The 12,210-nt window shown below is 39.5% G+C and carries 9 protein-coding genes and 1 pseudogene; 8 read left to right on the forward strand and 2 right to left on the reverse strand.

Features of this window, described 5'->3' with window-relative positions:
- The first annotated feature begins 22 nt into the window (after positions 1 to 22).
- From devC to tsaB, 5 genes are all read left to right on the forward strand, one after another.
- Positions 23 to 1,141, forward strand: coding sequence for an ABC transporter permease DevC (devC, locus tag VF06_RS24545; protein WP_371411513.1), 1,119 nt, complete (start codon positions 23 to 25; stop codon positions 1,139 to 1,141).
- A gap of 27 nt (positions 1,142 to 1,168) precedes the next feature.
- Positions 1,169 to 1,297: a histidine kinase gene (locus VF06_RS39460; RefSeq protein ID WP_143861746.1), complete on the forward strand. Its 129-nt coding sequence runs from the start codon at positions 1,169 to 1,171 to the stop codon at positions 1,295 to 1,297.
- Positions 1,291 to 2,031, forward strand: a complete 741-nt coding sequence (locus VF06_RS24550; protein ID WP_099070856.1) for a DevA family ABC transporter ATP-binding protein — start codon at positions 1,291 to 1,293, stop codon at positions 2,029 to 2,031. Before VF06_RS39460 ends, VF06_RS24550 begins: the two co-directional genes overlap by 7 nt.
- A gap of 373 nt (positions 2,032 to 2,404) precedes the next feature.
- The gene (locus tag VF06_RS24555) at positions 2,405 to 2,833 is read left to right on the forward strand and encodes a hypothetical protein (RefSeq protein WP_099070857.1); all 429 of its coding nucleotides are present in this window, start codon (positions 2,405 to 2,407) and stop codon (positions 2,831 to 2,833) included.
- A gap of 81 nt (positions 2,834 to 2,914) precedes the next feature.
- Positions 2,915 to 3,562 carry a tRNA (adenosine(37)-N6)-threonylcarbamoyltransferase complex dimerization subunit type 1 TsaB gene (gene tsaB, locus VF06_RS24560; RefSeq protein ID WP_099070858.1) on the forward strand — a complete coding sequence of 216 codons (648 nt, stop codon included), beginning with the start codon at positions 2,915 to 2,917 and terminating at the stop codon, positions 3,560 to 3,562.
- A gap of 151 nt (positions 3,563 to 3,713) precedes the next feature.
- On the opposite strand, the gene VF06_RS24565 is transcribed toward tsaB, so the two are convergent.
- On the reverse strand, positions 3,714 to 6,902 hold the full coding sequence (locus tag VF06_RS24565) for a plasmid replication protein, CyRepA1 family (RefSeq protein WP_099070859.1): 3,189 nt from the start codon (positions 6,900 to 6,902) through the stop codon (positions 3,714 to 3,716).
- A 1,078-nt stretch (positions 6,903 to 7,980) separates the two neighbouring features.
- Between VF06_RS24565 and VF06_RS24570 the strand changes: the two genes are divergently transcribed.
- From VF06_RS24570 to VF06_RS24575, 3 genes are all read left to right on the forward strand, one after another.
- Positions 7,981 to 10,329 carry a tetratricopeptide repeat protein gene (locus tag VF06_RS24570; RefSeq protein ID WP_099070877.1) on the forward strand — a complete coding sequence of 783 codons (2,349 nt, stop codon included), beginning with the start codon at positions 7,981 to 7,983 and terminating at the stop codon, positions 10,327 to 10,329.
- A 247-nt stretch (positions 10,330 to 10,576) separates the two neighbouring features.
- The gene (locus tag VF06_RS42160) at positions 10,577 to 10,738 is read left to right on the forward strand and encodes a hypothetical protein (RefSeq protein WP_218963797.1); all 162 of its coding nucleotides are present in this window, start codon (positions 10,577 to 10,579) and stop codon (positions 10,736 to 10,738) included.
- Positions 10,719 to 11,720 carry an IS4 family transposase gene (locus VF06_RS24575; protein ID WP_244918135.1) on the forward strand — a complete coding sequence of 334 codons (1,002 nt, stop codon included), beginning with the start codon at positions 10,719 to 10,721 and terminating at the stop codon, positions 11,718 to 11,720. The genes VF06_RS42160 and VF06_RS24575 overlap by 20 nt, the downstream gene beginning before the upstream one ends.
- Positions 11,721 to 12,002: 282 nt before the next feature.
- Here the strand turns inward: VF06_RS24575 and VF06_RS24580 are convergent.
- A pseudogene (locus VF06_RS24580) lies at positions 12,003 to 12,210 on the reverse strand (RNA-guided endonuclease TnpB family protein); the annotation flags it as partial.

The raw sequence follows: 12,210 nt of genomic DNA on the forward strand, positions 1-12,210 counted from the left end.
GCCCTTAGCATGGCGGCAGCTAATGAAAGAAAAAACGCGTCTAGCTGTTGCAGTGGCTGGTATTACTTTTGCTGATTTACTGATGTTCATTCAGTTGGGATTTGAAAGTGCATTGTTTGATGCAGCCATCAAACCCCATCGGAATTTACAGGCGGATTTAGTTTTAATTAATCCCCAATTTCAAACTCTGTTCTCAGTGAAAAATTTTTCCAGAGAACGACTTTACCAAGCATTGAGTTTTGAGGGTATTCAGTCAGTGAATTCTGTCTACATCGGTAGCGGACAGTGGCGAAATTCCGAAACACGTCTCGATCGCACCATTTTAGTTTGGGGTATCGATCCCACACAACCCGCATTCAAATCCGCCGAAATCAGACAAAATCAGCACCACCTCAAACAGTTGTATCAAGTTCTGTTTGACCAAGCAGGGCGTCCGGAATACGGAACAGTTGCCGATATTTTTAATCAAACAGGCAAGTTTGAGACAGAACTGAATAATAAACTTGTGTCCGTGAAAGGCTTGTTTACTGATGGTGCTTCCTTTGCCGCCGATGGTAATGTCATCACCAGTGACTCCACCTTTGGCGAACTATTCCCAACCAGTAAACCCGATCGCATCACAGTGGGATTAATTACACTCAAACAAGGTGCAGATGTCCTCAAAGTGCAATCGCAACTTGCCGCCGCACTACCCAAAGATGTCAGAGTCCTCACCCCAGAAGAATTTGCTCAAATTGAGAAAAAATACTGGGAAGCAGGTACCGCCATTGGTTTCATTTTTGGTTTAGGTACAGGAGTTGGGTTTATTGTTGGTATCGTTATTGTCTACCAAATCCTTTATTCAGATGTTTCTGACCATTTGCCAGAATATGCCACACTCAAAGCAATGGGATACACCGATGGCTATCTCTTAAGAGTTTTATTTCAAGAAGCATTATTTTTAGCCTTTTTAGGCTTCATTCCTGGATTAATTCTTTCTGCTGGGTTGTATCAACTTGCTTACAGTGCAACCATGCTGCCTATTTTTATGAAACTCGAACGAGCCATAACTGTATGGATTTTAACCGTCATCATGTGTAGTTTCTCTGGGGCGATCGCCATGCGAAAGCTACGCTCTGCCGATCCTGCCGATGTGTTTTAGGGCATCGGGCATGGGGGGATAAGGGAGATGAGGGAGTGTGGGGAAAGATTTCTTCCCCATCCTCCCACAACTCTCACACTTTCTGTCCGTCCAATGCCCAATGCCCAATGCCCCATGCCCCATGCCCAATGCCCCACCCCCCATAAAATATGTTAAAAAAATCTTTACCACTAAACTCCAATTCGATATTTTCTGCTTTAGAACCTGTTATTTCTGTGAGTAACCTCAACCATTATTTTGGTGAAGGTGCCCTTCGCAAACAAGTATTATTCGATATTAATTTGGAAATTCAAGCCGGGGAAATTGTCATTATGACTGGCCCCTCAGGATCGGGAAAAACCACTCTGTTGACGTTAATGGGTGGCTTGCGTTCTGCCCAAGATGGTAGTCTCAAAATTTTAGGAGAGGAAATTCGCGGTGCTAAAAAGCAGCAGTTAACCAAGCTGCGGCGGAATATCGGCTACATTTTCCAGGCGCATAATTTGATGACTTTTTTAACAGCTAAAGAAAATGTGCGAATGTCTTTAGAATTGCATGAAGATTTTCTCAATCAGGATATCGATGCTAAAGCGATCGCCATTTTGGAAACTGTCGGTTTAGGAGAACGGGTAGATTACTATCCAGAAAAACTATCTGGAGGACAAAAACAACGTGTGGCGATCGCTCGTGCTTTAGTCAGCCATCCTAAGATTGTTTTAGCAGATGAACCGACTGCTGCACTTGATAAAAAATCCGGACGCGATGTGGTGGAATTAATGCAAAAGTTAGCCAAAGAACAAGGCTGTACGATTTTGTTAGTTACCCATGACAACCGCATCCTCGATATTGCCGATCGCATCATTTATATGGAAGATGGCCAGCTGAAAACTGATAGCATAGACGTTAAATAGGGTGTTGTGCATTCAATTTGCACATATTTTCGTGTTGACTATTGACTGAGGATTTAGGAGTAGGACTTAGGCAACACCGATATTGTCATTGCGATCGTAACGGAGTGTAGGGAAGCAATCCCAGCGTCAGGGGGGATTACTTCTCTACGAGACGCTGTGCGTAGCTTGCTTCTGTGTAGGAGTACGCTACCGCTCGTAATGACGGAATTACGTTATTTTTCCGTAAGTCCTGAGGAGTTATTCTCCTCATCTCCCGACCCAAATTACTATCTTTCATTGCAACTTAGTATTAGTATAGATAACCGACTTCTTTAATGAGAAAATCCGCTATTTTATTCTTAATTAGTAATATTCCGCACAGGGTCTAAAGTTCATGAATCAAGCTTTATTCTGGGGTTCCTGGTTTGTTTCACTAGGCAGTACCGCCTTGCTATTTTTTTGGTCATTGCCTCTATCACCATTTACACATCCAGGGATGAAAGCCAATGAAGCAGTTATTATCTTTTTTCCTGTTGCAGGTATACGCTGGCTGGGTCTTGCAAGCACTCTGTTTCTACTGGCCATTGCTTGGGGACAATACCTGAACTTAGAAGCGGTCTATGCAATTTCCCTGTTAATTTTTGTCTTAGTTTTACACTTATTTCTGGGAGTAATTAATATTGCAATCATGAATCTTTGGCTTTCTGTGGAGCCTATCAAGACACGCACTACTAGCGCCATTTACGCAGGAATTTACTTTGGTTTGCCGATGTTTTGGCTATTACTCGTAGCAGCGCTAAAGATTATTTATTTTCCCAACTAAAACCACAAAAACAAAAGATTTCCAAGTCAAAATATTCCATTATAGTCAACAATCAACAATCAACTGTCAAATATATTGTTCATGTCAACGAAAATTTCCACAACAAAATACGCTTTATCACTGCATACTACCACTCCCGAATTAGGTATAGCAATTAGTAATTTTTCCGGCGATACTCGCTCTCAAGTTTGGAATTTAGGGCGTGATTTATCTAGCTTAATACATCAATATCTAATGGAATTTATTAAACCGCAAACTTGGGCGGATTTGTCCTTTATTGCAGTTGCTAAAGGGCCAGGCGGCTTTACTGGGACTCGTATTGGTGTTGTCACTGCCAGAACTTTGGGGCAACAATTAGCTATTCCTGTATTTGCGATTTCGACTTTGGCTGCGGTTGCTTGGTCGCAAGCAAGTAAAAGCCAAAATCCAAAAACTCTTGCTATTGAAATGCCAGGACAACGAGGCCAAATTTTTGCAGCTATCTATCAATTCATACCAGATACTTCTGGACTTACAGCTTTACTTCCAGATACAGTTATGACACCAGAAATATGGCAAGAAACTTTAGCTAATTGGAACACGGATTATCAGCTAATTCAAGCCCAATCTGACTTAGCAGCAACGGTAACAAGTATTCTCGAACTAGCTCAACTTGATTGGCAACACGGAAAGTGTCCTCATTGGTCTGAGGCTTTGCCTTATTATGGGCAGCATCCAGTAGAAATTTAACTAATAACGTCTGATGTGAATTATCCAAATCAATGAATCATCAAGGATTGTGCGCCTTGTAGAGACGTTGCAGTGCAACGTCTTTACAACGATATATCAAGGGTTTTAGCGTTTAATTCACATAATGGGTTAATAGGAATTACACAAGCGATTATTTTGCTTTGCTTGTTAAGTTTTCCAGCTTGGAATCGATAATTTTAATGTTCCATTCTGATGAATAATCAGGCACTCTATAACCGCCACTTTTAATATGAGCCAACATCAATTCATCTCGTTGCTGCCAAATTACAAATATTTTTTGTCTACCATCATTTAAAGTTGCTGAATCGATTTTATAAACTTCATTTTCTCGTTTCAGCTTCAAACCTAGCAAATTTAACAATTTACTGAGTATTTTGATTCCGCAAAGTTGTTCTTTATCAGTCACAAAATTAATACCTAGTACTCTTTTAATGTGTTTGCTATGCTGAAAAGCAATATTTTTCAGCAACATTAAATCACTATCGGTTTGTGTAAATTCTCGTCCATCTTCCAAGAATTGCAGTATTCCTAATGCTCTCATGGCTTCAACCTTGAGAGTGTAAGTCTTTAAATCTGGAAGAAAAACTTTCCCTTCTCCCCAAGATAATTGCTGATGCCATTCTTGTTGGTCTTTGATGTGAAAATACTCGCTTTCATGAGTCAGATAATAGTGAATTAATAATTGACTATAATATCCGCGATCGTCTTGTAATTTCAGGCTGGGAGTAACTGCTATGCCATATTTTTGTCGGAGAACATATTTATGAAGTTGATTGCGTTCTTCATCAGTCAAAGATTGTTTCAATAATAACTGCTCGTATTCAACATAATCGATATTGTTAGCATTAGCTACAGCCGTTGCAGTTGCTAATTGATTTTGTTGTTTAATTTCTTTGATTTTGCGTTTAATGTCTTTGGCTTTTTGACGGCTTTGTGCCCAATCTTTTTGAACTTTGACGATTTCTAAGATTAACCTTTTACGGGTTTCTAAATCATTGCGATCGCTTGCTAAAAAGGCAAGGCGTAAATCCCGAATAATATTATTATGAACAGCATTACTCCGCACCTGAATTACATGACCATCAGCAATTAAGCCATCTTGCATTGATTGGCGATAAAGACGAATTGATGCATTTACCCTTGCAGATAATTTGGCCCAAGTTCGCAGATGAATTGGGTCATGAACTAAAGGTAAATCCACGTCTATTTTATGTAATGGACTGAGCAAAGCTAAATTTTCTTTTTGATTTTCCTGATACCAATCAGATAGCAAGCGGTAATTTGTACTTCCACTACCAATTAAACCAATACCCCGCTTTGCACACCAAACAACACGCGGCACATCATCCCGCACTCTTGCTAATGCTTGTCGCGCTTCTGAGTCAGGAATTACCCCTTGAAAAATGCCATAAACTCGGTCGAAATGTCGAACATCAATACTAATTCCCGTACCCAGACTAGGGGTAACAAAAACACCATCATATTCAGATATTTTTTGATTAATAGCTGCAATAAAATCCACTGCTGCGTGACCGGGTGTGTTTGTAGTATGGCTACTAACTACTAAAGTTTGAGGAAACTCTCGTCTTAATTTTTGTAACCGTTCTTTCAAATAACTTTCAATGGTTTCACAACTATAACGCCCAGCACGACTGTCCGTAGTTACATAGCATTTACGTCCAGCAAGTAAATCTAATTCTAGTTGATGAATTAACGGTGTGGGATTTGGTGAATCATAAAAGGTGACATCCCAACCTTGCTGGGGTTTCCATTCGTTAATCACTACCCAAGGTGTTAACTTAATTCCTGATAATCCCTGTAAGTATTCAAGTGAAACATTTGATAAATCGGCATCTTGGGCAATTACTAATCCCCCAGTGGTTAAAACTGTAGCAATTAGCTCTTGGAATACTTTTAAGATTTTTACACGTTTATGTTTACAGGTATTACTGTTGAGTAAATGCCACAAAGATTGTTCAACTTCATCTAAAATTACTATCGCTCCATGCCAATCTTCAGTATTCAATTTCCAAATCGAATCAATACATAAACCGAAAGATTTGGGCATTGGGGATGGGGCATGGGAAGAAGCAGGTGTGGGAGGTGTGGGAGGTGTGGGAGGATGGGGAAGAAATCTTTCCCCCCTCTCTCCCCACACTCCCCACACTTCCTTGTCTCCTCTGTTCCCTGCTCCCCATTGAATGCCAATTTTTTCACACAAAAATCTTCCTAATAAGATTCTATGAGTAATTAATAAAACAGGTTGATTTGTCTTTTTGGCTTTTTGAACAATGCTTTCTAGTGCTGTGGTTTTACCTGTTCCTTTTGCTGATTTGACTCCCACTAATCCAGATGTGGGAAAAGGAATTTCACCTATATAAGGACGGTTAAAAGTCAGGGCAGCAGGAATGTTTAATTCAGAGTGGGGTTTAGTTTGGGCAAGATAAATTTCTAAATCCAGACTTTGGCGATAAAGTTTCTCAAAGTTAGTTGCACCTTTGGCAACAATAAAATCATCAACGCCTTTTTCTTTTCCTGGAAGTTCGATGACTTTCACAGAACAATTTTTTTTCTGGAATAAACAACCAAGTTGGGAAATGGCATTATTAATAGCAGCAATTTTTTGGGGTTGAGTTTCAAAATCAAAGCAAATATAAAATCGGCGCTTTGTGGCCGTAAATAAGGCTAAGTCGGGTATCAATTGACGACGAGTAACTTTACCAAATTCATCTTTGACGACGCGATAACCACTGGTAATTCCAGGAACGCCAATGGCGACATATCCTTGCGTCAACAGTGTCGCTGCTTTCTTCACTCCCTCACAGATGATGACGGAAATATTCTTTTCCATCACCCATTGCCAAAAACCTTTAGCTTCGCCATCAGGGTTAATGGTGATATCATCGGGCATGGCTAAATTGTAACGCTGTGCAACTTGCTGCCAGATTTGCAATGTCACCCGCAAACAAAACACCCGCGTTGGCGTGCTGGGGGGATGTTCGTATTTGATGGATTTGCCTTTATGATTTTGTCGGGGTTGGTTTGGCTTGAAGCATCCCCATTCCATTATTTGCCAATTCTTCAAGGGGTCTAGTCCAGAACACCACCAACCACCTTCGGTGACATGAGCGTAACCCTGCAACCAACTACTCTTGACCATTCCAGTATTGGTACGCGGAAGTAGCTCAGAAATCAACAAATACTCATAAGCGGCTACACCTTGGAGTGACTGAAAATTGAGTTGCACTAAGTGTAAGTCTATACCGCTACTCTTGACTAATTCTTCAAGATGTTGGGGATCTAAATAGTGCAGATGCATAGCAAAAAGCTCTAAGGCAAGACGATGAGATTAAAACATTAACATGCATCTTCCAGTTTCTTATAAGCAAGATTGCCATGCTTTAATGAAGCTTTTTTTACCAAGTTTTCGGAGACACATCGGTTAAGACTTTAGTGGGTTATTCTGCCTAGTAGATCCCCGAAGTAATAATTTTGTATTGTGATATTTGCTTGCGAAAATTTTTCATTTATCAGTACATTTTTCGGTTAAGGAATGCGATCGCCATTTCAACCACAAGTTATAGACAATAGATCTCTTGCACAAGAGTGCTGCACTCTTGTGGTCAAAGGGAAAAGGTTAAAGGGGAAAGGTAAAATACCAAACCTTTCCCCTGCCCCTTTTCCCGACTTCTCTTAGAAGTCTAAGGATCTTGAAACTTTGTTGCTGTTTGAGTTATAAAATTAGGTCTATGTCCCAAAGTATGCTTGAACTGCTGTTGCATCTTGCTTTGGCGGCATTGCTACATACACAAATGTTAAGAATTAAGAATACCTACTCGAAATTACGGTTGAGAAAGTTTATTTTCTATTCATGAGTTAAAGTTCGTTGGCAGTAAATAAAGAGACTTTGTAGAACAAGGCAAAAGGCAAAAGTTAAAAGTAAAATAAAGAAATACTGAATGCTACAAGCTTTTAATGCCTTGTAAATAGTCAGTTATTTTTTGTGGTGACAGAATAATTATTAATTTGTAATTCACGCATAATGTGGATTATTAGACGCTAAAAAACTTGATTTATCGTTGTAGTAGAGACGTTGCAATTGCTAGTCTATACAGAGCGGATAATTCTTGATATTTCGTTGATTTGAATAATTCACATCAGACCTAATTCATAATTTTTAAAAGGCAACTCTTAACAGGAAAACCCATGTTTAAAAGTATGAAATTGTGGCAAAAACACTGTCTATAATCGTGCTTTGCGTCTAGTACAAACATCTTTTTACTAGGCTTTATTCTGTGACCTGAAATCCGAATTAATCCAAAAAAGACGACATATTTGTCAATTTTCAAAGTATGTGGAAATCAAAGATAATATTTAGGTTTATTCTGTCGATGGCGATGGCGACTAGTATTGAATTAAGTTACAAAAGTGACTATTCTGTTGCTGAAAGTGCATTTTCTCATCTAACCTTAAAATCTGAAAGACAAAATGAAACTTTGGAACTTCCAAAGTTAGCTCTTATAGGAATTGGCATAGGAGCTATTGCAGGTTTTTCTATCTCTGCTTTTTGGTATCAAAAATATCGTCAACGCCAACTTTATTTAACTGCGAAAATAGACCGTTTTATTGAAGAATTTAGTTGTGGTTCTTTAGCAGATTATCACCTATCAAAATCGAGAAATTCTCAGAAAAATTCAACAACAGAAAATCAAGAAAACATACCTAAATTTACTAACGATCGAGAAAATTTAGTAAATTCTAATTCGAGTTTTCCAATAGATAATATAGTAGCAGAATCTACCACAGAAGCCATACCTAATTATCTATGTGATAGCTATCAAAAACTAATAGAAGAAATTGTGACGACGACACTGAAAGGTGAAATCAGTTGTCAAGAATATATATATCGTAAATTAATAGAAAATATTGGTACTGGTAATGGCGAAATCTTTGAACGCTGTTTGAGCGATCGCTTGAATTCTACCCAATCTCAACTAAATAAGGTGAAAATTTCTCCAGACTTGTTTCAAAGAGAAACTCCGGAGTTAAAAAAAGCGCGGTTAAATCGTACCCTCAAAGCATTACAGACTATTCAAAGCGAATGGGAACGCATCGAAAAACAAAAACGCAATCAAGCCGCAGTCACCGCAGCTGTGCAACAAATTCTCACAGCTTCAGAAGCTTCTCGTTTTTCAGTTTTGTTACAAATCATCGATCCCAACCAAAACCAAATTTTCAGCCAAAATCAACTGCAAAAACTAGCCCAAGAATTAAAAATAGCGGTATCTGCTGATGAAGATTTTGAACGAAAACAACAAATAGAACAATTAGCCATCGGCATTGCTAGCGGTGTTGAATCCTATCAGCAATTAGAAGCTTCTCTTGTTAGTTGGATTTACGAACCCAGAAAAACACCACTAGAATTAACACAGTCCCAACCAAAACAAGAACCTTGGGCTTCATGGGCACAAAAAGTCAGCAGCCCATTGACACAAATATTATTTTCTGAATTAGCTGATGGCATATCTGCAACAGAAGTAATTGTCCGTCAGTCTGATATCAACATCAAAGATTGGGTGGAGTTAACAATAATTGTCCAACGTATACAGCAAAGCTTGGTTAATTGGTTTGAAAGACAACCCTATGATTCTCAATGGGGAACATCTGCGTCCATTGCCACTTTTTTGAGTTTTGCTGTAGTTTGGTGCGAGTTATCTCATGGTTTTCGTGTCGCTACCAATATCCATCCCAGCAAAGGTGAAGAATTAGCCAAGGCCTCTTTTCAAATCGTTTTACAAATTCTCAGAACTTTTGCCCATCGTCAATACTTTCCCCTTTACGGCGGAGTATTTGCCTTGTTCGGGAGAGATGCGTTGCAGGACACCATAAATTACTTAGATATACCACTCAAAGAAGTGGAAGGTACTCAAGAAAAAGCCAGGATACTAACACTATTGGGTTATTCTCAATTTATTTTAGGTAAATATCCACAAGCCAACTCATTTCACCACCAAGCTTTAGAAATTGCCCGCCAAGCCGGGGATCGGCCTTGTGAAATTGCCAACCTTAACCACACTAGCCGTGTTTGCGTTGCCCAAAAAGATTATTCTCAGGCAATTGATTATAGCCAGAGAGCGTTAATTTTAGCACGTCAAACCGGGCAACGCTTGGGAGAAGCCCACGCCTTAGCAACTTTAGGCTATAGCCAAGTGTTTGCAGCCCAACAGACAGAACGCATAGAATTAGATATTTATCAACAAGCAATAGAATACTTGCATCGAGGTTTGGAATTGTCAGGAAAATTGCGTGATTCTGCATTTGGTATGATGGCTGCATACCAAATCCAAGCCCTTTGTTACACCAGTCTTGGTATTGCCCACATCACCTTAGAAAAACCCCAAACTGCCATAGAATACTTACAAAAAGGTACTGAGGCAGTGCAATTTTCTGGTGACAAATATCTCCAGGGATTAAACTTTTTGTATTTAGCAGAAAGTTATTACAACCTGAATCATTTAGAACCGGCGGTATACAATAGCTGCTTGGGTATGTATTTATTAGAACAAATCGTTGCCGCAGAGTGGCGACAAGCCGCTGGTTTGCTGACAATTTTACAAAGTAAATTAGGCAATGAAACTCTAGAACAAGTAATAGCCAATTCTCGAACTCAAATCATTAAATTCATTGGTGTCGATGGCTACGATTACTTGCCAAAATTACAAGAAGAATACAAGCGATCGCAATAATCTAATATCATGTCCGCATAATTAGTTATGATTCCCACAGCCATTGCACCCCACCCAATACGGTTCGGTTCAAGGGGCGACAATCGCCTCTAAACCCTGCAAGCTAAAGGTTTGAGAGGCACAGACCCCTGGAAACATTTGTGTGCTTATTGAGAATGAACTGTACAGTTATTAAGCGGCTACCTGTAGGGTACAGTTTAATGGTAAAAAAGAACGGTCTCGTAATTTGACTAAGACCGTCATAATAATGCTGGCATCATTCTACCAAAACTTCTTAGAAAAATACTTAAATAAAGCACAGTTAATCACCCTGAAGATGTTGGTGTGGTTGTTACTCTCATCAGAAGCAGGTAAGGATAGAAAGACTGGCAGCGATTCTACCTTTACCTATACAGCAAAACAGTCGTAGACGGCATATCCAAAGGTTTTTAACACTGAATGCCTTGAGCGTAGTATTGTTGTGGTTTCCGATTATTGAAGCAATAATTAACCAACATTTTAAACTAGGGTCACAATTAACCATTGCGATGGATAGAACACAGTGGAAAGAAAACAATGTGTTGATGGTGAGCGTGATTTATCAAAAAAGAGCTTGGCCTATATATTGGTGTCTGTTAGAGAAAGATGGTTGCAGTAACCTAGAAGAACAACAAAAAGTATTACGCCCAGTAATTCGTTTATTAAAAAAGTACAAATTAGTAATTATTGGGGATAGAGAATTTCACAGTGTAGAACTGGCGCAGTGGCTCCACAAGCAGAATATAGGTTTTGTACTCCGTCAAAAGAAAGACACCACTTTCCGCCAAAACAGACAAAAATTTCAGCCTTTAAGTAACATTGAGATTTATCCTGGTATCCGGCAATTTTACACCAACGTCAAAGTTACTCAAAAACGTGGCTTTGGTCGGTTTAACTTAGGAGTCTATTGGAAAAGAAAGTATAGGGGTAAACAAGAAAAAGATGCTTGGTATTTATTAACTAATTTACCTGACTTAACCACTGCCCTCAAAATATATGCTCAACGTTTCGGCATTGAGGCGATGTTTAAAGACTGTAAAACTGGTGGCTACAATTTGGAAAGCTCTCAAGCCAGCCCTGATAGACTTGTACGTTTGATTTTTTTAATTGCTTTGGCTATGACCAGTGCTTGGTTACATGGGCAAAGAACTAAATTTCAAAAACTTGATTCTTATATTTGTCGCCAAGAAGAAAAAAATAGAACTGAGAAACGTCACAGTAATTTCTGGATAGGTTTATATGGTTTCAATTGGATAGAAGCAATGCAAGGGTGTCAAGCGTGGGTCGAGGAAATGGTCGGTTCGATTTGCAATAAAAAGGCATATTATCAGCGAGGTTTAAGGGCTATGAAGCTTATACAGCAATCACTTTAGCTCGATTGTCGCCCCTTGAAACGGTTCGGTTAAAGGGGAAAGGGGAAAGGTTTCAAATACATCCTTTACCCCTTACCCTTTAACCTTTTTCCAGACCACAAGGGAAGTTCATACTGCTTATCCGAACCGTATTGGCACCCCACCCCTTAATCCTCTCAGAGCCTGCGGGGAGGGGAGACAAAGCGTAGCTTTGGCTCTTTGGGGTTTTTCCGGTTTAATAAGTAATCAAGCGATCGCAATCATCTAACAAGGGAATCGGGAATCAGGATTGACACTCCCCCGCTAACCGCAAAGCGGTGTAGCGGGAGATTCTTGCTTCTCAGAAACACGCTTTTTGGTACAAGTACCAACGAGTCTTACTGCTTCTCCACAAGCTTGAATTTCTGTGTGTCCCACAGTATTTGTTGACAGTATTCTTATCCCTTCTGCTCTTAAGTTCCGCGAGGCATTTTCATCTCTGTCGTGGGTTGTTTGGCAACTTGAACAGATC

Origin of the sequence: Nostoc linckia z4 (assembly GCF_002608075.1) — a bacterium.
Taxonomy (GTDB): Bacteria; Cyanobacteriota; Cyanobacteriia; order Cyanobacteriales; family Nostocaceae; genus Nostoc; species Nostoc linckia.